This is a genomic window from Actinomadura rifamycini DSM 43936, assembly GCF_000425065.1.
GTDB lineage: Bacteria > Actinomycetota > Actinomycetes > Streptosporangiales > Streptosporangiaceae > Spirillospora > Spirillospora rifamycini.
Genome location: NZ_AULB01000037.1, coordinates 25269 through 44328, shown reverse-complemented (window position 1 = coordinate 44328; position 19060 = coordinate 25269). Strand labels below are relative to the sequence as shown.

20 protein-coding genes and 1 riboswitch are annotated in these 19060 nt (G+C 72.6%); of the genes, 12 read left to right on the top strand and 8 right to left on the bottom strand.

Annotation, left to right across the window (positions count from 1 at the left end; translation table 11 throughout):
- Positions 1–14: 14 nt before the first annotated feature.
- Entirely contained in the window at positions 15–605 is a 591-nt protein-coding gene (locus tag H505_RS0129630) for a hypothetical protein (protein WP_157433179.1), read from the bottom strand.
- Between the two features lie 203 nt (positions 606–808).
- Positions 809–1540, bottom strand: a complete 732-nt coding sequence (locus tag H505_RS0129625; protein ID WP_026404868.1) for a helix-turn-helix domain-containing protein — start codon at positions 1538–1540, stop codon at positions 809–811.
- 178 nt (positions 1541–1718) lie between these two features.
- Between H505_RS0129625 and H505_RS0129620 the strand changes: the two genes are divergently transcribed.
- The 3 genes from H505_RS0129620 (at position 1719) to H505_RS0129610 (ending at position 3302) form a co-directional block, all read left to right on the top strand.
- Entirely contained in the window at positions 1719–2078 is a 360-nt protein-coding gene (locus H505_RS0129620; protein WP_157433178.1) for a hypothetical protein, read from the top strand.
- A gap of 170 nt (positions 2079–2248) precedes the next feature.
- Positions 2249–2698, top strand: coding sequence for a GntR family transcriptional regulator (locus tag H505_RS0129615; RefSeq protein WP_026404866.1), 450 nt, complete (start codon positions 2249–2251; stop codon positions 2696–2698).
- A gap of 49 nt (positions 2699–2747) precedes the next feature.
- On the top strand, positions 2748–3302 hold the full coding sequence (locus H505_RS0129610; protein ID WP_034520462.1) for an HD domain-containing protein: 555 nt from the start codon (positions 2748–2750) through the stop codon (positions 3300–3302).
- Between the two features lie 6 nt (positions 3303–3308).
- Here H505_RS0129610 and H505_RS0129605 read toward each other — a convergent pair whose 3' ends face one another.
- Together H505_RS0129605 and H505_RS0129600 are read right to left on the bottom strand one after the other, a co-directional pair.
- Entirely contained in the window at positions 3309–3785 is a 477-nt protein-coding gene (locus H505_RS0129605) for an NUDIX hydrolase (RefSeq protein ID WP_026404864.1), read from the bottom strand.
- A gap of 3 nt (positions 3786–3788) precedes the next feature.
- Positions 3789–4535 (bottom strand): helix-turn-helix domain-containing protein, encoded by a 747-nt coding sequence (locus H505_RS0129600; RefSeq protein ID WP_026404863.1) that lies wholly within the window; start codon positions 4533–4535, stop codon positions 3789–3791.
- Between the two features lie 180 nt (positions 4536–4715).
- Between H505_RS0129600 and H505_RS0129595 the strand changes: the two genes are divergently transcribed.
- The gene (locus H505_RS0129595) at positions 4716–4925 is read left to right on the top strand and encodes a hypothetical protein (RefSeq protein ID WP_157433177.1); all 210 of its coding nucleotides are present in this window, start codon (positions 4716–4718) and stop codon (positions 4923–4925) included.
- Between the two features lie 172 nt (positions 4926–5097).
- On the opposite strand, the gene H505_RS0129590 is transcribed toward H505_RS0129595, so the two are convergent.
- Positions 5098–5673 carry a TetR/AcrR family transcriptional regulator gene (locus H505_RS0129590; RefSeq protein WP_026404861.1) on the bottom strand — a complete coding sequence of 192 codons (576 nt, stop codon included), beginning with the start codon at positions 5671–5673 and terminating at the stop codon, positions 5098–5100.
- 52 nt (positions 5674–5725) lie between these two features.
- Between H505_RS0129590 and H505_RS45120 the strand changes: the two genes are divergently transcribed.
- Positions 5726–6412 carry an enoyl-CoA hydratase-related protein gene (locus tag H505_RS45120; RefSeq protein ID WP_064743731.1) on the top strand — a complete coding sequence of 229 codons (687 nt, stop codon included), beginning with the start codon at positions 5726–5728 and terminating at the stop codon, positions 6410–6412.
- 7 nt (positions 6413–6419) lie between these two features.
- Here H505_RS45120 and H505_RS0129580 read toward each other — a convergent pair whose 3' ends face one another.
- Positions 6420–7781, bottom strand: coding sequence for a M20/M25/M40 family metallo-hydrolase (locus H505_RS0129580; protein WP_026404860.1), 1362 nt, complete (start codon positions 7779–7781; stop codon positions 6420–6422).
- A gap of 207 nt (positions 7782–7988) precedes the next feature.
- Entirely contained in the window at positions 7989–8384 is a 396-nt protein-coding gene (locus tag H505_RS0129575) for an SSI family serine proteinase inhibitor (RefSeq protein ID WP_245592656.1), read from the bottom strand.
- Positions 8385–8487: 103 nt separating this feature from the next.
- Here H505_RS0129575 and H505_RS0129570 point away from each other — a divergent pair, with 103 nt between their 5' ends.
- From H505_RS0129570 to H505_RS0129550, 5 genes are all read left to right on the top strand, one after another.
- Positions 8488–8814, top strand: a complete 327-nt coding sequence (locus H505_RS0129570; protein ID WP_026404858.1) for a rhodanese-like domain-containing protein — start codon at positions 8488–8490, stop codon at positions 8812–8814.
- Positions 8815–8843: 29 nt separating this feature from the next.
- Positions 8844–8960, top strand: a riboswitch (TPP riboswitch).
- The gene (locus tag H505_RS0129565) at positions 8953–10278 is read left to right on the top strand and encodes a purine-cytosine permease family protein (protein ID WP_026404857.1); all 1326 of its coding nucleotides are present in this window, start codon (positions 8953–8955) and stop codon (positions 10276–10278) included. Its footprint overlaps the riboswitch before it by 8 nt.
- An 85-nt stretch (positions 10279–10363) precedes the next feature.
- Positions 10364–12232, top strand: coding sequence for a PAS domain-containing protein (locus tag H505_RS0129560; RefSeq protein WP_051301308.1), 1869 nt, complete (start codon positions 10364–10366; stop codon positions 12230–12232).
- Positions 12233–12649: 417 nt separating this feature from the next.
- Positions 12650–13204: an ATP-binding protein gene (locus H505_RS45115; protein ID WP_084550970.1), complete on the top strand. Its 555-nt coding sequence runs from the start codon at positions 12650–12652 to the stop codon at positions 13202–13204.
- A 314-nt stretch (positions 13205–13518) separates the two neighbouring features.
- Entirely contained in the window at positions 13519–15138 is a 1620-nt protein-coding gene (locus H505_RS0129550) for a TlrC/CarA/OleB/SrmB family ABC-F type ribosomal protection protein (protein WP_026404855.1), read from the top strand.
- Between the two features lie 3 nt (positions 15139–15141).
- Here H505_RS0129550 and H505_RS0129545 read toward each other — a convergent pair whose 3' ends face one another.
- Positions 15142–16347 (bottom strand): arginine deiminase, encoded by a 1206-nt coding sequence (locus H505_RS0129545; RefSeq protein WP_026404854.1) that lies wholly within the window; start codon positions 16345–16347, stop codon positions 15142–15144.
- Positions 16348–16690: 343 nt separating this feature from the next.
- Here H505_RS0129545 and tuf point away from each other — a divergent pair, with 343 nt between their 5' ends.
- Together tuf and H505_RS0129530 are read left to right on the top strand one after the other, a co-directional pair.
- Complete coding sequence (gene tuf, locus H505_RS0129535) at positions 16691–17875, top strand: elongation factor Tu (RefSeq protein ID WP_026404853.1); 1185 nt, start codon at positions 16691–16693, stop codon at positions 17873–17875.
- 227 nt (positions 17876–18102) lie between these two features.
- Positions 18103–19002, top strand: coding sequence for an endonuclease/exonuclease/phosphatase family protein (locus H505_RS0129530; protein ID WP_026404852.1), 900 nt, complete (start codon positions 18103–18105; stop codon positions 19000–19002).
- The last annotated feature ends 58 nt before the right edge of the window (positions 19003–19060 follow it).

The window sequence follows — 19060 nt, the reverse complement described above, 5'->3', positions numbered from 1 at the left end:
AGCGGGCGCGGGCGTCACTCGGGAGGCGTCCAGCCCGCCGCGTCCCAGACGCCGAGGGCGAGGCGGTCGTAGTGGGAGTAGGAGGGGACGTCGTCCTGGGCGAACAGGGTGAACACGGTCGCCCCGCGCTCCCAGACGTCCCAGCGCACCCCCTGCGCGAGGTCCCCGTGCACGCTCGCGGGCGGCCCGATCAGCCCCTCGACCAGCCCCCGCACCCGCAGGAACTCCGCCCCGAACTCCGCGGCCCCCGCCTCCGGCAGCCGCTCCCAGTCGTCCCCGTAGTCCTCGTCGAGATCGTCCTCGTCGTCCTCGTCGTCCTCGTCGAGGTCGCGCTCTTCCCCGTCCACCGGCACCGGCGGCCACAGCAGGGCGAACGGCAGCACGACGAACGAGTCGGGTTCCGGCGGCACCGCGCCGAGCTCCAGCTCCCAGCCGTCCCCGATCTCCAGCGCGTCCCCGTGCGTCCAGGCGACCTTCTCGTCCGCAGCCAGCCACCCGGCCCCGACGAGCCCGAGCCGAACACCCTCGCCCGTCCACAGCCCATCGGCCAGCCCCACCAACGTCCGCACATGCGGCAGCCCGACCCGGCGCAGTTTCAAACTCACGCGCGAACCCTAACGCCCCCCACACCCGCGAAGAGCCCCAGCCCGCTCAGCCGTCCCGGCCCCCGATAGCGCGCGCGAGGGCGCGCCAGTCGTCCGAGCCTCGCAAGGATGTCCTGAGCCGTACGCTCGGAAGCAAGATCCGCGACCGTCCTGGACCCCCGTTCAGGGAGCAGCCGACCCGCGTCGCCCAGGTGTTGCGGCCGTTATCCGACCGGCGAAGCGTTTTCCCAGACGCGTTCGAAGCTTTCGAGGTACGTGCTCGCCATGTCACCGTCCTCGGCACGGCGGACATGCAGCACTGGGGCGTGGGACGCGGCGATGCCGAAGGCGTGGGAGTTGATCAGCAGGTCGTCGTCGGCTCGGTAGATCGAGTTGTAGAGCACGGTGTCGTGGAGTCGGATCTCTGCGCCGTAGACCTCTCGAAGAGCCTTGTAGTGGACGAGGGCGTTGCGGATCTTCGCGGCGAGCGACTCGCCCACGCCCTCGTCGCTCCCTCGTTCGGCAACGCATGCACCGTCCGGGTCCCCGAGCAGGATCCGGGTCCTGACACCGGCGTTGGCCTTCTCGGCGAGCACGCGCATGATGCCGGTGTCCTCGGCGAGAAAGAGGCCCGCGTAGACCAGGACGCCGATGTCCGTTCGGGCGTTGCGGAAGAGTTGGTGCCAGACAGGACGAGGGACGGCCCAGCGGTGCGGGTAGGTGGTCCGGATTTCGGCTACCGGCGGCTCCTCCCGGACGTCCGGAACGGCGAGTCGGGGCCACAAGTCGCCCTCGTCGCGGCCGAGAAGGTCCGCGATCCGTGCGCGGTTGCGCGGGTAGGGCGCCCGTCCGGTGACCCACCGGCGGACGGTCTTCGGGTCGACGCCCAAGCGAGCCGCAACGTCGGCTTCAGCCAGGCGCGCGTCGGCAAGGGCGCGTCTCAACAAGTCGTTCACCGAACCTCCGGAGATGCGGGCGAGAACGACGCTAACAGGAGACGTCCCAAGACGTCCCCGGTTGTCGCTGGAGAGGTCCCACGCCTCGAACGAGGCTGCTCAACATGGCCGAAGGGCCGCACTCGCGGCTGCCGGCCCGTCGACCCCCGACCGCGTGACCTCGTGTGCAGGAGGTTTCATGTCCATCGATCGGCCTCGAGAGCCCGCCACCGTACCGGGCGCCGTCACCGGATCGAGCGTGGCCGAGGCGCAGTTGGCCGCCCTCACGGTCCGCTTGCAGGTGCAGCGGTTCGAGGTCGAGATGACCCGCGAAGGGATGCGGGTCCGCAACGAGGACACCGCCGGGTGCCGCCCGGACGACCCGGTGCCGTCCGACCTGATCACGTGCCGTCCGTACGACCGGGACGGCGGCCACCTCTGGTTCTTCGGCTCGGACGGCGAACCGCTCGCCGAAGCCGACCGGGTCACGGACGCGATCGTGCGCATCAAGAGCAGGCTCGCGCGGCGCGACCCGATCCCCATGGAGTGGGGGCTTTGAGTCGGCATGTCGGACGGCACGGGCGCCCCCCGGCGCCCGCCGCCGGTGCGCCCTCGGCACTCAGAGACCGGCGCGGCGGAGCGGTGGGTTCCTGCCGTGAGCGCCGAAAAGGGCAAGGTGGGGCCCGGAGCGAACGCTCAGGGCCTCGCCTGCGGGCATAGGGGGACGACATGGCCGCTTGGGGCGCCTACCGCGAGATCGCGGCGACTCTCCTGGAACGGGTCGCGGACGGCACTTACCGGGCGGGGACCCCGTTGCCGGGAGAGCACGAGTTGAGCAGGGAGTTCGGCGTGGCCCGCAACACCCTGCGGCGGGCGCTGGACGTGCTCCAGGAGGAGGGCTTGATCGTGGTCGTCACGGGCGTGGGAAGGTTCGTGCGTCCCGTCTCGCCCCACCGCGCTCGTCCCGTGTACGAGCGCATCGCCGCTGATCTCCGGGCACAGATCGAGAAGGGCGCGCTCCCGGACGGGACGGCTCTGCCCAGTGAGGCCCGGATCTGCGAGCGGTACGGCGTCGCCCGGTACACAGCGCGGCGGGCGCTCGCCGAGTTGGAGGCCGCCGGGTTGGCCGAATGCGTGCGCGGCAAGGGACGCTACCTCCGTCGAGACGTCCCCAGATGATCTGTGCACGTCCGTGGAAGTCCGGCGTCGGGCCCGTAGCGTCGAAGACATGGACAGCACTGCCACATGGGCCCGAGAGATCGCACGTCACCACCTTGAGAGCCCGTTGCCGCGCCGGTGGGCGCACACGCAGGGCGTTGCCCGGCAGGCCCGCACCCTCGCGCCGATCCTCGGTGACCGTGGCGACCTGCTTGAGGCCGCCGCGTGGCTGCATGACGTCGGATACGCCCCCGATCTCGCGGTCACCGGGTTTCACCCGCTCGACGGAGCCCGTTTCCTGCGGGACGTCCACGGCGCCGACGAACATTTGTGCCGACTCGTGGCACACCATTCGTGCGCGGTCGTGGAGGCTCGCGAGAGAGGCGTTGCCGACGCTCTCACGGCGGAGTTCGGCGACGACGCTCCCCAGCTCACGGACGCGCTGATCTACTGCGACATGACCACAAGTCCGGACGGCGACGCGTTGCCCGTAGAGAAGCGGCTCTCAGAGATTCTGTCCCGATACGGGGACGGCCACCTCGTCACCCGGTCCATCACGACGTCGTCGCCGCACCTCATCGAGGCCGTGCACCGCGTCCAGGGCGAATTGTCGGCCTGCAAGTGAGCGGGCTCAGGTGATGACCGGCCGGTCCTGTTCTTCCAGGTAGTGGCCGATGCGGAGCCGCATCGAGCGGTCCATCTGGCGGTCCGTGGCCTGCTCTACCGGGACCCAAAGGACTTCGCGGGACTCGTCGCTCGTCCGAGGCTCCCCGCCCGTGGGGCGTGCTGTGAGCAGGATCGAGAACTCTTGCCGGACCTCGTCGTTGCTCGTGTAGTGGATGACGTGCTTAGGGTCGGAGTAGATCCCGACGATTCCGGTGATCTCGCAGTCGATCCCGGTCTCTTCTTTGGTCTCGCGGACGGCGGCTTGCGCGACGGATTCGCCGAGATCGATCGCGCCGCCGGGGAGGGCCCAGTTGTCGTTGTCGGTGCGGCGGATCATGAGTATGTCGCCGTTGGCGTCGGTGACGACGACGTTCACGGACGGGACGAGGCTGTTGGCCTTGGGGGCGTTCGGGTCGTCGTAGTAGTCGATCCTGCGGGCCATGCTTTAGTCCCCCTGCGGTAGTGGCTTCGCGCCTTCCCAGATGCGTTCGAAACTGGTTCGGTAAGTCGTCACCAGTTCACCGCCCGGAATCTGCTTCAAGTGCCAGAACGGCGCGTTCGATGCCGGGACGCCGTAGACGTGCGTGTTCACGAAGAACTGGTCATCGGCGTAGTAGATCGAGTTGTAGAGGACCGTGCTGTGCAACCGGATCTCCACGTTCTCGACGGACTGTAGCGGCTTGTACAGGACGAGGACGTTGCGGATCTTCGCGGCCATCGAGTCGCCGATGCCCTCGTCCGCGCCGCGTTCGGCCACCTGGGACGAGTCGGGGTCGCCGAGCAGGATCCGCACGCGGACGCCCTTGCGGGCCTTGTCCGCGAGGATGCGTTGGGCGCCGGCGTCCTCGGCGAGGAAGAGCCCGCTGTAGACCAGGATGCCGATCTCGTTCCGGGCCCCGGTGAAAAGACGTCCCCACGCGTCCCTGGGGACGGCCCAGCGATGCGGATAGATCGTGACGATCTCCGTGCCGGATGCCGAGGTGACTTGCTCTTTGGTGAGCGCGTCGGGCCAGAGGTAAGTCTCGTCCACGCCGAGGTGCGAAGCCACTGCATATCGCGTGCGCCGGTACGGAGTTCGGTTCTTGGTGATCCACCGTTCTACCGTTTTGGGATCCACGCCGATCTGTTCGGCGAGCGCATCGATGGTCAATCCGCGTTGCAGCAATGCGGCGCGCAGGCGTTCGTTCGGCATTCACCCGTCCGGTCCCGGGACGTCTTAGGACGCGGTCAACCCTATGAGGACGTCATGAACACGTCCAGTCATGTAGTGATCCCGTCCCCGGCGTCGGGCGCACTCTCTTTTCCGTAAGGCAGCACCGACCGCCCGAGCCGCCCCCGCCGGACACGGGCCTTACGGAGGGGAGGGATCGCCGTGATCCTCGTTTTGGCGTCGATCACCGCCGTCTTCCTCGCGGGCGCCGTGTCCGGCATCTTCGTGATGCTCGTCATCGGCATCCACGCCGAGGAGCGCCGCGCCATGCGCGGCGGCGTCGGCCCGTCCCGCAGCGGCGCCGCTTCGCGCCGCGTGCTGTCCACTCGGACGCAGGGCGACGTCCCGGACGGCGCGAAGACGGACTGGTGACGCCGATTGCGCATGCCTCGGGCCATCACGGCTTCTCGTGCGTGAAGGGTAGGCGCGTCGAGCCCCGGCAGTCGGCGGTGCTCAACCTGCGGCTCCGAGGAGAGGTGACCGACATTCCGCGACGAGGCGGGCCGGGCTCGCGGTGTGCGGAGGGGGCAGGGGCGGCGGCCGGTCAGGGGGTGGGGTGGTGGGTGCGGATGGTGTGGGCCACCAGGTCGGCGGTGACGTGGAGGGGGGTCGTGTCGCGGGTGGTGCGGCTCAGGAGTAGGGCGCCCTCGAACGCTGCGAGGACGTAGAGGGCCAGGTCGGCTGCGGGTTCGATGCCCTCGGCGGTGAAGCGGCGGGCGGTGGCGGCGCGCCAGCCGGCGAAGACCTCGGCGCACGCATGGCGCAGGGGTTCGCTGGTGGTGGCGGCTTCGAGGGCGACGGTGGCGATCGGGCACCCGTCGCCCCAGTCCGACCGCTCCAGGGCGTCGGCGCTGAGGCGGAAGACGTCGTGGACGGACTCGTCGGCGCGGCGCTCGGTGCGTTCGTGGACGAGGTCGAACAGGCGCAGGTAGCGGGCGCCGGAGTGCTCGACCGTCTCGACGCCGAGCTGCTCCTTGCCGCGGGGGAAGAAGTGGTACAGCGAGCCCCACGGGGCCTCGGCGGCCGCGGTGATCTGCTTGAGGCCGGTCGCCGCGTAGCCCTGCTCGCGGAACAGCTGCGCCGCGGCCTCCAGCAGGCGTGCCCGGGTGTCGGATGCCATGCGGGGAGCCTACCGCTTGCGCTGAATAGATTGATCTATCTAGAGTGCCCGCATGATCCGAAGCGAGGACCGCGGGCCCGTCCGGCTGATCACGCTCGACCGTCCCGAGCGCCGCAACGCGGTGGACGGGCCGATGGCCGAGGCGCTCGGGGAGGCGGTCGGCGCCGCCGAACGCGACGACGGCGTCCGGGCCGTGGTGCTGACGGGGGCGGGCGGCGCCTTCTGCGCGGGGAACGACCTCAAGGCCATGGCCGCGGGCGAGTTCCCCGTGCCGGCCGCGGACGGTCCGCCGCCCATGCGGGTCACGCGGGCGGCGCCGGCGAAGCCGGTCGTCGCCGCGATCGAGGGCTACTGCTTCGGCGGCGGTTTCGAGCTGGCGCTGTGGGCCGATCTGCGGGTCGCGTCCACGACCGCCGAGTTCGGCGCGCTGAACCTGGCGCAGGGCTTGCCGTGCCTGGACGGCGCCACCGTGCGGCTTCCCCGGATCGTCGGGCAGGGGCGGGCGCTGGACGTCCTGCTGACGGCGCGGCGGGTCGCGGCGGAGGAGGCGCTCGCGTGGGGCCTGGTCACGCGACTGGTGGAGCCGGGGGAGGCGTTGCGGGAGGGCCTGGCCTTGGCCGGGGCGGTGGCCGCGCTGCCGCCGGGGGCGCTGGGCGCGGCCCGGCGGTCGGTGCTGGAGCAGTGGGCGCTCCCGGAGGGCGAGGCCGCGCGCGGCGAGGCGGGCCTGGCCCTCCGGTGAGCGGCCGCTACTTGCGGCGGGCCACGTCGTAGGCGGCGCAGCCGATCAGTTCCAGGGACACCTGGAGGCGCTGGAGACTGATGTTGTCGGCGATCGTGTCCTCGGGCGTGTGGTAGGTCGGCTCGAGCTGGCTGGGCGCCTCGCCGCCGCGCCAGCTGAAGTTGCCCGCCGGGATCCCGCGCTCGAAGAAGGCTTCGTGGTCGCTGGAGCCGCGGGCGGTGGGACCCTCGGCCTGGTCGGCGTAGCCGAGCCGGCGCGCGGCGGCGTTCACCGCGGCGGTGGTGGTGTTGTCCGCGCCGTCCACCGACAGCAGCCAGTACGTGTCCGCGGGCGGGTGGCTCGTGGCGACCATGTCGTTCTGGAAGCAGCCGGTGATCTGCGCGACGCCCGCCTCGTCGAGTTCCTTCACGTAGTGCCGGGCGCCGACCAGGCCGGACTCCTCCGCACCCCACAGGCAGATGCGGACGGCCTGCTGGGTGGGCAGGCGCCGCAGGACGCGCGCCAGTTCGAGGCACAGGACGGTCCCGCTGCCGTCGTCGTTCGCGCCGGGCGAGCCGGGGACGCTGTCGTAGTGCGCGCTGACGATGACGGCCTTGCCGCCGGGGTTCGGCAGGGTCGCCTTCCGCTCGGCCAGGACGTTGTACGAGGTCAGGCCGGAGTGGTGGGTGACCTTGAAGGAGAGCTTGCGGGCGCCCGCGCGGATCCGCTCGCCGTGGTACTCGGCGAGGCCCAGCACGGGGATCGCGACGGTCTCGGACAGGTTCGGGGTGAAGGAGCCCGGCTTGCGCTCGGGGTAGGTCTCCGAGCGGGCGTTGACGATGAGGGCCGCCGCGGCTCCCGCGGCGGCCGCGGCCTTGGCCTGCTCGGTCTCCTTGCCGACGACGCGGTCGAACAGGACGAGCCTGCCGCGCACGTCGCCCGTGACCTCGGTGACCTTGCCGACGTCCGCGACCTTGCCGGACGCGGAGGCGACGGCGGCCTGCGGGGAGGCGCTGCTCTGCCAGAGCCGCTCGCCGCGGGCGCGGATCTCCGCGAGGTACTTGTCGGCGACCGGGAACGGCTGCAGCTCGACCCGGTAGCCGAGGTCGCGCAGCTCGCGGGCGATGTAGCGGGCGGCGCGGTGCTCGGACTCGGTGCCGGCGATGCGCCAGCCGATCTGGTCGCTGAGCACCCGCAGGTGCCGCAGCGCGCGGCGGGCGTCGACGCGGGCGACCACGGCCCGGTCGCCGACGGAGAGGGAGGGGGGAAGGGCGGCGCCGGGGCGCTGCCGGGTCGCGGCGGTGGCGGTTCCGGGGAGCAGGCCGACGGTCGCGAACCCGGCGAAGGCCGCGGCACCGGCCAGCAGGTCGCGTCGTTTGACCTCGGACATGGGGCCTCCTCTGGCGAGGACGGCCGTTCCCGCCCGGCTCGGGTCGCGGGCCGGTGGCGGGTGACGGCAAGGACTGGAAGCGGGGCCCCGATGTGGGGAATCTAGGAAATTTCCCCCACGGCGACAAGATCAACCCGTCGCTCCGCAACCCAATCGTTGCCGGACGCCCGGCCCGCGGGACCGGGCGTCCGGCCTCGGAAGGAGAGGTCAGCCCGGTTTCGGCACGTCGCCGAAGAGCGGGGCCACCTCCGTCCAGCGGTGGAGCTGGCAGCCGTCCTCGCGGGAGAACGCCGTGTCGACCTTGCTTCCCCGCCAGGTGCCCTGGACGGTGGCGGTGGCCGGGCCGCCGTAGATCTTCGTGCAGATCTCGGTGGTGACGGGCTTGAACGGGTCCGCGGTCTCGGCGAGGGCGGCGCACGCCTCCGCGGCCTTCGGGTGGGTGCCGCCGGGCGGGTCGCAGGTGAGGTTCCAGGTCGTGGCGGGGGCGTCCGGAGAGGGCTTGACCTTGATCGTGAGGGTCTCCTCGGGGGAGCTGGACGGCTGCACCGCGGTGGAGCCGTCGGCGGATTCGCTCGAGGTGCTTTCGTCGCCGCAACCGGCCAATGAAAGGATCAGAGCCAGGCCGGACGCGGCGAGGAGTGGCGTCCGATACCGCATGCGTGATTCGACGCGGCGGGGTTTCGCGCGGTTCCATGGAGGAGTGATGATTTTCGGGGACGACGTGCCGGCGGTGCCGGCCGCCGAGGTGCCGGCGGACGCCTACCTGCTCGACGTGCGGGAACAGGACGAGTGGGACGCGGGGCACGCGCCCGACGCCGTCCACATCCCGATGGGCCGGCTCAGCGACCGGGCGGCGGAGATCCCGCGCGACCGCGAGGTGTTCGTGATCTGCCGGTCCGGGGGGCGGTCGGCGCAGGTGACCGTGGCGCTCAACCAGGCGGGGTGGCTGGCGAAGAACGTCGCCGGCGGGATGCAGGCGTGGGCGGCGGCGGGCCGCACGATGGAGGGGGACGGGGACCCGTACGTGGCTTGACCTTTTTGGGCGGTTGTTGCACACTTCCGTCTGATTTCCGCGGGAGCTCGGGCCGAGGCCGGGCTGAGAGGGCGAATCCAGAGGCGTCGCCGACCGCATGAACCTGTCCGGGTAATGCCGGCGTAGGGAGAGTGCTGCATGGCGTCCGCCGTCGACGAGGTCCCGTACACCCTGGACGAGCCGGCGCCGAAGGTCCTCGGCTTCTGGGACCAGAGCGCGTTCTGGGCGAACCTCGGGGTCAGCCTGCTGGCGTTCTCGGGCGCGTACACCGTGCTCGCGCCGGACGAGGACGGCGTGCCGACGCTGTCGATCGCCGCCGGGATCGTCGCGATGATCGTCGGGACGGCCGTCGGCGGGCTGATGCTCGGGCTCGCCGCCGTGCCGGGCGCCCGGACCGGACGTCCCGCGATGGTGCTGCTGCGCGGCCTGTTCGGCGCGCGGCTGTCGTACGTCCCGACCGTCCTGAACATCGCGCAGCTCGTCGGGTGGGGGACGTTCGAGCTGATCGTGATCGCGGACGCGGCGCGGCACCTGTGGGACGGCGTCCCCCGGTGGGGCTACGTGATCGCGGCCGGTGTGCTGACGACCGTCCTGACGATCTGGCCGCTCGGCTCGGTGCGGCTGCTGCGCCGCTACGTGACGGCGGCGGTGATGGTCGCGCTCGTCTACTTCTATGTGCGGTTGGTGCGGGAGCCGCTGCCGGATCTGACGGACGGGGGCTGGGACGGCTTCCTGATCGGCGCCGACGCGGCGCTGGCGGTGTCGATCTCGTGGGTGCCGGTCGCCGCCGACTACACCCGGCACGCGCGCAGCGAGCGCGGCGCGTTCGGCGCGGCGGCCGTCGGCTACTCGGTCACGCAGATCGTCGCGTACGTCCTCGGCCTGCTGGCCCTCGCGCTGGCGGGCGCGACCGGCAACGTGTTCGACCCGTTCCTCGCGGTGCCGCTGGGCGTGCTGTTCTTCGGCGTGTTCGTGCTGCGCGAGGCGGACCAGTCGTTCGCGAACGTGTACTCCACGGCGGTGTCGATCCAGAACCTCGCGCCCCGCGCCGACCGCCGCGTCCTGACGGTCGCGCTCGGCGCGCTGATCACCGTGCTGGCGCTCGCGCTGGACATCGGCGACTACGCGGGCTTCCTGTCGCTGATCGGGTCGGTGTTCGTCCCGATGCTGGGCGTGCTGGCCGCCGACTTCTTCCTCGGCCGGGGCCGGGACGGCTGGGACGGCTCGGCCGCGGCGCCGTCGCGGTGGGGCATGGTCGCCGCGTGGGTGGTCGGGTTCGTCGCGTACCAGCTCATCAACCCGGGCACGGTGAGCGGCTGGGCCGGGTTCTGGACGGACGTCCGAAACCTGCTGAACTTCGCGCCGCAAAGCTGGATGAGCGCGTCGCTGCTGTCGTTCCTGCTCGCCGGGGCGGCCGCGCTGGCCGTCGGCCGGCTGGCGAAACCGCGCGGCGCAGCGCGCTGACGTGGCGTTCTTCCGTTGCCGCGGCGGGAAGAGTGAGAACTTTTCCGTTGCGGTTCTCCGGCGCGGCAACGGGTCCGGTGGCACGATGACAGTCGTGCATCACCACGTCCACGACCCGATCGCGCGGGCGGTCATCGAGAGCGCCGCGGACGCGATCGTGGCCGTGGACGGCAAGCACCGCGTCACCGTGTGGAACCCGGCGGCCGAGCGGATGTTCGGCTGGACGGCCGAGGAGATGATCGGGCGCGTGCCGCCGATCGTCCCGGACGAGCTGAAGGCCGAGCACAACGCCGTCCAGGAGCGGCTGCTCACCCGCCGGGCCGGGGACGGCGGGCGGATCTCGATCGCGACCCGCCGGTTCCACCGCGACGGCCGCCTCATCGACGTCCGCATCGACACGAGCCTGCTGAAGGACCCGTCCGGCGCGCAGCTCGGCTGGGTCGGCGTGTACCGGCCGGTGGAGGACGACGAGATCGTCCAGCACCACATGACCGAGCGGGCGCGGCTGGTGCGGCGGCTGAACGACATCGTCGCCGACCTGAACGCGGAGCTGGACCTCGCGGTCGTCCTCGACCGGATCACCGCGGCGCTGATCGAGCTGACCGGCGCGGACGCGGGCGGGTTCGTCCGGATCGAGGGCGAGCGGCTGCGGCTGGTCAGCATGTCGGGGCTGCCGGAGCGGATGCGCGGGACGTCCGCGGAGCTGCGGCCGAGCCTGGTCGGGGAGCTGCTGCGCTCCGGCAAGACGATCAAGCTCGCGACGGGGGACCGGCGGCTCGGCGACCTGATCTGGGCGGAGCTGGAGGGGCTGCACACGATCGCGCTCGGGCTGTCGTTCGTGAAGGACAGGCCGTTCGGCGCCCTGTACGCGCTGTTCTCCGGCCGCAAGGTGGGGCATACCGAGCTGGAGCTGCTCGAACTGCTCGCGGGGCACGCGGGCGTCGCCGTCGGGAACGCGGTCGCGTACGCGGAGGTGGTCCGGCAGCGGGCGCACGAGCGCGCGGTGATCGACGCGAGCGCCGACGGCATCGCCGTCCTGGACCACGACCTGGTCGTCCGGCAGTGGAACCCGGCCGCGCACGCGATCACCGGGATCCCGCCGGACGACGCGATCGGGCGCCCGCTGCCGTTCGAGATGCCCGCGCTCGGCGAGGACCTGACGTACCAGCTGGAGTCGGGCACGTGGCTGAACGTGCTGACGGCGGAGATCGAGGAGACGGGCGAGCTGGTCCTCGACTTCCGCGACGTGTCGGAGGCGAAGGCGCTGGAGGAGGCGAAGGACCTGTTCCTCGCCACCACCAGCCACGAGCTCCGCACGCCGATCACCGTCGTGCAGGGGTTCGCGTCCACGCTGGTCAACCGGTGGGACGAGCTCGCCGACGCCGACCGCCGCGCGGCCGTCGCGACGATCGCCGAGCGCGCGCAGTCGCTGGGCCGGCTCGTCGAGCACCTGCTGCTGGGGTCCCGTGCCGGACGGGACGAGCTGACCGTCACCGTCGAGCCGTTCGACCTGCGCCGCGTCGTCGAGGGCGTCGCCGCCGGGTTCCGGTCCCTGTCGGACGCGCACCGGGTCGAGCTGGAGATCGACCCGCGCCTGCCGCGCGCGCAGGGCGACCCGATGGCCACCGACATCGTGCTCGGCCAGCTGATGGAGAACGCGTTCAAGTACTCCCCGGACGGCGGCACCGTACGCGTCTGCGCGCGCGCCGCCGGGCCCTGCGTCGAGGTGACGGTCGAGGACGAGGGCGTCGGGATCCCGCCCGAGGACCACGAGCGCGTTTTCGAACGGTTCGTGCAGGGCGACGCCGGTGACCGCCGCCGTTTCGGCGGCATCGGGCTGGGCCTCTACATCGTGAAACGCCTCACCGAGGCGCAGCACGGCACCGTGTCCGCCCACCCGGCCGCGGACGGGACCGGAACCCGCATGCGATTGGTCCTGCAGAAGGCCCGCTGACCAGCCGCGATAGAGGGGCCGGTTACTAACCGTGAGGACAGTGGGGTGGGGCCGGACGGGTGAGGTCGGCGTGTTCCGCGGCGCCGCCGATCCCGTCGCCTGGCAGGGTTCTGGTCCGTGGGACCCCCGGTTCCGGCCGTCCGCCGGACCCGAGGGCGACGCAGATAACACGGTTCCGAGGAGTAAGGCGGCGGCGGGTGGATAGATCCATTGTGGGCCGCAGTTGGTGACGAGATGACATCGGAGACGCCGTCGAAACACCGCAACCGGGGGTGATCACCGTGACCGGAGGGCCGGTGACTCGTTGTGCAGGTGGCAAACTGGAGCGTCCGGGTTTCCGGACGATGTCAACAGGGCATTCCGGTCGTACCGGAAAAGCGGCGACGGGACCGTCCGAGCAAGCGAATCGACGGGGAGGTGAGGGCGTCGAGCGTTGTACTGCTGCCACACGCGCCGTCCAGCGTCGCGGTCGCCCGTAGGCGCCTCAGCTCCGAACTCGCGGAGTCGGGCGTCTACGAAGCCGTCGTGGACGATGCCAGCGTCATCGTGAGCGAACTCATCAGCAACGCGCTGCGGCACGCGCGCCCGCTCCCGTCCGGACAGGTCAGGGTCTGCTGGGTGTGCCACGGCGACGTCCTCGAACTGGAGGTCAGCGACGGCGGCGCGATGACCGAGCCGCGCCGCGGCCCGGGGACGCTCTCCTCGCTCGGCGGCCGGGGGCTCGGCATCGTCGAGGCCCTCTCCGAAGGCTGGGGCGTCCGCCACGAGGACGGGTCGACCACCGTGTGGGCCGTGCTGCGGGCTCCCCGCTCGGACGAGGCGGCGGGCGTCGCCTCGACCACCGGCGAGCACGTCGTCATGCCCGACCTGTCCGCCTTCCCCGACCTCTTCGACGAGCCGTCGACGAGCGACTTCTGCGGCGACACCCGCAACGGCCTTCCCACGCCCACGACCAGGGCGTTCCCCGCGTAACGGGACCCTTCCCGGCCGAGGTAGTTGAAAAGTACACCCCCGCCGGACGCCTCCTTCTCCGCACCTTGTAGTGTCCTCGTCAAGCTCGGGCGCTGTCGTGCCCCCGTCGACACCGCCCGAGCGTCCAAACGTCCCCGGAACCCCCGGCACGCACGTGCCGGGGGTTCCGCGCGTTCGGGGGCCGCGCGCCCGCCCACGCCTCCCGAAACGTAGACGAGACGGTCCGTCTTGACTTCCCTTCGCGCGTCCCGCATACTCGGATCAAGACGAGACGCAACGTCTCGTCTCGATCGACCGAACGGAGGTGGGGCCTTCTGCGTACCGCGAGTCAACTGGCGCTCGTCGAGGCCACCAAGCGCTACGGCGACCGCGTCGTCCTCGACCGGGTGTCGCTCACGGTGAAGCCCGGCGAGCGGATCGGCGTGATCGGCGACAACGGGTCCGGCAAGTCGACGCTGCTCGGCCTGATGGCGGGGGCCGTGCGGCCGGAGAACGGGGACGTCACGGTGGTCGCGCCCGGCGGACTCGGGCACCTGCCGCAGGCGCTCGACCTGCCGCACCGCGCGACGGTGGGCGAGGCCGTCGACCTGGCGCTGGCCGACCTCCGCGCGCTGGAGGCCCGGATGCGGGCGGCCGAACGCGACCTCGACGGGGACGGCGACGGCCTGCACGCGTACGCGGCGCTCGTCGCCGAGTTCGAGGCCCGCGGCGGCTACGAGGCCGACGCGCGGGTGGACGCCGCGCTGCACGCGCTCGGGCTGCCCGGCCTCGACCGGGGCCGCGCGCTCGGGACGCTCTCGGGCGGCGAACGGTCCCGGCTCGCCCTCGCGGCCGTCCTGGCGTCCGATCCCGAACTGCTGCTGCTGGACGAGCCGACCAACGACCTCGACGACCGGGCCGTCGCCTGGCTCGAGCGGCGGCTCCGCGCGCATCGCGGGACGGTCGTGGCGATCACGCACGACCGGACGTTCCTCGAACGGGTGACGACGACCGTCCTGGAGGTCGACGCCGGGCGGGTGCGGCGCTACGGCGACGGCTACGCGGGGTACCTCGCGGCGAAGGCCGCCGAGCGGGCCGCGCAGGCGCGCGCGCACGAGGAGTGGAAGGCGGAGCGGGGCCGCCACGCGGACCTGGTCACGGCCAACGCGGGACGGCTGGCGGCCATCCCCCGCAAGATGACGCAGGCGGGCATGGGCACCGGCGCCTGGCGCGCGCGCTCGCGGACCCACGGCGCCGCGGGACGGATCCGGCAGGCGCGGCAGCGGCTGCGGTGGCTCGACGACCATCCGGCGCCGCCGCCCCCCGAGCCGCTGCGCTTCACCGCCGCGCTCGCCACCGCGGGCGCCGCGGCACCCGAGGCGGCCGCCCTCGACGGCGTGGTCGTCGGCGGGCGCCTCCGCGTGGACGCCCTGACGGTGCGGGCGGGCGAGCGGGTGCTCGTGACCGGCCCGAACGGCGCGGGGAAGACGACGCTGATGCGGGTGCTCGCCGGGGAGCTGCGGCCGGACGCCGGCGCGGTGCGGCGCACGGGCCGGGTCGGGTTCCTGCGGCAGGACGGCCGGGCGGGCCCGGCGGACCGCACGGTGCTGGGCGCCTACGCGCACGGCCGTCCCGGCACCCCGGACGAGCACGCGGACGCGCTGCTGGCCCTCGGGCTGTTCCGGCCGTCGGAGCTGGGGCTGCGCGTGGGCGCGCTGTCGCACGGGCAGCGCCGCAGGATCGAGCTGGCGCGGCTGGTGAGCGAGCCGGTCGACCTGCTGCTGCTGGACGAGCCGACGAACCACCTGTCGCCGATGCTCGTGGAGCAGCTGGAGGAGGCGCTGGCCGCCTACCGGGGCGCGCTGGTGGTCGTGACGCACGACCGGCGGCTGCGGGCGCGGTTCACCGGCTCCCGCGTGGAGCTGGAGCGCGGCGCGGTCCTCGCACCCGCGTGACGGCTACGGGGCGTCCCGCAGGATCGGGCACGACATGCAGCGGGGCCCGCCCCGGCCGGATCCGAGCTCGCTGCCGCCGATCCGGATCACCTCGATGCCCGCCGCCTCCAGCTGCGCGTTCGTCTCGATGTTCCGCTCGTAGGCGACGCACAGCCGGGGCGCGACGGCGAGCGTGTTGTTGCCGTCGTCCCACTGCTCCCGCTCGGCGGTGACGGGGTCGAGGCCGGTGTCGATGACCTTGAGCCGGTCGAGGCCCATGGCGCTCGCGGCGGCCTCCAGGAACGGGCGCGGCTCCTCGACCCGCAGGTCGCCGTCGTCCAGCGTGACCGTGTACGCGACGAGCGAGTGCGCGACCGGCGGGTACATGACGACCGTGTCGAGGTCGACCATCGTGCAGATCGTGTCCAGGTGCATGGTCGCGCGCTCCTGCGCGATGGGGACGGCGAGGACGGTGCGGGCGAGGCCCGCGCCGATCACCTGCCGCGCGAGCCGCTCGACGCCCGCGGGGGTCGTCCGCTCGCCCGTCCCGACCGCGACGACGCCGGGGCCCAGCAGCAGGACGTCGCCGCCCTCCAGGTGCTCCAGGGACGGCCCGTACACCGGTTCGACGCCCGCGAAGCGCGGGTGGTGCGCGTACAGCAGGCCCACGAGGTCGGCTTCGCGGCGCCGCGCGTCCGTCGCGAGGCTCGTCACCGCGACCCGGTCGCCGATCCAGACGCTCTGGTCGCGGGTGAACAGCAGGTTCGGCACGGGGTCGACGATGAAGTCCTGCTCGTCGAGGAGCCGGTAGACCAGCCCGTGGCCCGCCTTCAGCTCCTCGTGGGCCAGGCCGGCGACGAGCGTGTGCGCGAGGTCCTCGGGGTCGAGGTCGCGCAGGTACCCCTCGACGACGCGGCGGAGCTGGTCGCCGAGCCGCAGGTCGACGATCGCGTCCGCGATGGCCTGCTCCCGCGCGTTCTCGTACTCCAGCGCGTCTTGGAGGAGCTCCGTCACGTACAGGACCTCGACGTCCCGCGACCGCAGCGCCTCGGCGAACGCGTCGTGCTCCTCCTGCGCCCGTCCGGCCCAGGGGATCCCGTCGAACAGCAGCTTGTCGTTGTTGCGCGGGGTGAGCCGCTTCAGTTCCGCGCCGGGCCGGTGCAGCAGGACGGTCCGCAGCCGCCCGACCTCACTGGTGACCCGGTGCTCGTGCGCTGTCGTCTCCGTCACACTCGCAGTCTAGGTCGCGGTTTCCCGAGGTCCCGCGACCGGGGCGGGCCGCCGGACGGTCCGGGCGGAAATTCGATCGACGCGGCGGGGGACGCGCCGTAGTGTCCGGGGCATGTTCTTCGCAGCCGGCGCCCGGACGCTCGCAGACACCGTTCTGCCGAGCGCGGTGCCGGCCGCCTTCTTCGCGGCGGCGGCAGACGCGGCGGCCTTCGACGGCCTGCGACGCTGACCCCTCTCCGTCCCGCCTCCGGAGAACCAGCGGAGGGGGGTGGACGGGAGGACGCGCGGACGCCCGGCGCCCGCGCGGGTTCTCACCTTCCAGCCAGGAGTGAGGACGGAAACCATGGCCAAGCAGGTCTTCGAACGCGACAAGCCGCACCTGAACATCGGCACGATGGGGCACGTCGACCACGGCAAGACGACCCTGACCGCCGCGATCACGAAGGTGCTCGCCGACCGCGGGCTGGCGTCGGCCGTCCCGTTCGCGGGGATCGACCGCGCCCCCGAGGAGCGCGACCGCGGCATCACGATCAACATCGCGCACGTGCACTACTCGACCGCGACCAGGCACTACGCCCACGTCGACATGCCCGGCCACGCCGACTACGTGAAGAACATGATCACCGGTGCGGCGCAGATCGACGGGGCCGTCCTCGTCGTGTCGGCGCAGGACGGCGCGATGCCGCAGACGCGGGAGCACGTCGTGCTGGCGCGCCAGGTCGGGGTCCGGCACATCGTGGTGGCGCTGAACAAGGCCGACGCGGTGGAGGACGCCGAGCTGCTCGACCTGGTCGAGCTGGAGGTCCGGGAGCTGCTGTCGGAGTACGGGTTCCCGGGCGAGGACGTCCCGGTCGTCCGGGTGTCCGGGCTGCGGGCGCTGGAGGGCGACCCGTACTGGACGGCCCGGATCGGCGACCTGCTCGACGCGGTGGACGCGTACGTGCCGGTGCCGGAGCGGGTGCTCGACAAGCCGTTCCTGATGCCGGTCGAGAACGTGCTGAGCATCACCGGGCGCGGCACGGTCGTGACCGGCGTGGTGGCGCAGGGCGCGGTGCGGCTGCGCGACGAGGTCGAGATCGTCGGGCTGGACGAGCGGACCCTGACGTCCGTCGTCACCGGCCTGGAGACGTTCGGGCAGGCGATGGAGCACGCCGAGGCGGGGGACAACGCGGCGGTCCTGCTGCGCGGTGTCCAGCGGACGGACGTGCGCCGCGGGCAGGTCGTGAGCGCTCCGGGCTCGATCCGGCCGCACCTGCGGTTCCGGGCGCGGGTGCGGGTGCTGACCGCGGCGGAGGGCGGCCGGAGCAGGCCGTTCTTCCACGGGTACCGGCCGCAGTTCCACTTCCGGACCACGGACGTGGTCGGGTCGGTGGACCTCGGTGCGGGCGGCATGGCGGTGCCGGGCGACGACGTCGAGATGGCGGTGGACCTCGGCAGGCCGGTCGCGATGGCCGCCGGGCTCGGCTTCGCGATCCGCGAGGGCGGCCGGACGGTCGGTGCCGGGACCGTCGTGGAGCTGCTCGACTAGCGGGACGGGCGGACGCCGCGGACGGTCGGGCCGGGTGCGCGCCGGTGGGCGCGCGCCCGGCCTTCTGCGGTCGGTGAACGCCGTGCGGGGCGGGTTTCGGACACCTGTCAAGCGGTTGAATTGTCATATTTTGCAGGGCCGAGTCGCCGGGAACCGGTGGCGGTGGCGATCTTGATGTGGTGAGATTCCGACGTCGCCCCCCCGCAGTTCCCCCACATGGAGCACGTGTGCGTACCCCCCGCGCCCTGATTCCCCTGCTCTCCGTGACGGCCGCCGCCGTGGTCGTCACGATCGCCGGCGCCGGCGCCGCGATCAAGGGCGTGCCCGGCGGCGGCCCCGCCCACGCCGACAGCGCGGTGCGCGAGCTCCCGTCGGCGACGGTGAACGCGGTGACCTGGAACGTGTGCGGCGAGGCCCGCCCCGGCTGCCCGCTCGGCGGCGACCCCGACGAGCTGGCCGAGCGGATCGCCGAGCGCGCCGGGAAGACGGTGGTCGGCGGGCGCGACGTCGAACCGAACGCCGTCCTGCTGCAGGAGGTCTGCGAGGGGCAGGTGGAGACGCTCCGCGAGGAGGACGGGCTCGACGGCTGGAGCTGGACGTTCGCCGAGTACCCGGACGGCGGGGAGTGCGCGGACGAGCAGGGCCGGCTCGGCCTCGCGATCGGCACCGAGGCGGCGCTCGCCGCGGAGAAGACCGAGAAGCTGCCCGCCCCCGACGGCGCCGGGCGGATCGCGCTGTGCGGCGAGGTCGACGCGTGGCGCGCCCGCGTGTGCGTCACGCAGTTCACCCCCGCCGAGGCCGACCCCGCCGGGGAGTGGCGGACGAAGCAGGCCGAAGCGCTCGCCGGGATCGCCGGGTCGGGCCGCGTGGTCGTCGGCGGCGACCTGGCGGACGGCCCGAAGAGCGCGGCCCTCGACCCCCTCTACGACGCCTACAACGAGTGCGACCAGGGCCCCGGCACGACCCGGACGGGCGACGAGACCCTCCAGGACTGGCGCGGCACCGCCGTCGAGAAGAACGACTTCATCTTCATGTCGAAGTCGGCGAGCGTGTCCTGCGGCGTCCCGGCGGAGCCGGTGGAGGAGTCGCACCACCGCCCGCTGTCGGCGGCCGTCCGCTTCCGCTGACCGACGGCCGCACGGCCGAGCCGCCGGAGACGTACACGCCGCCGCAGCTCGCCCGGCT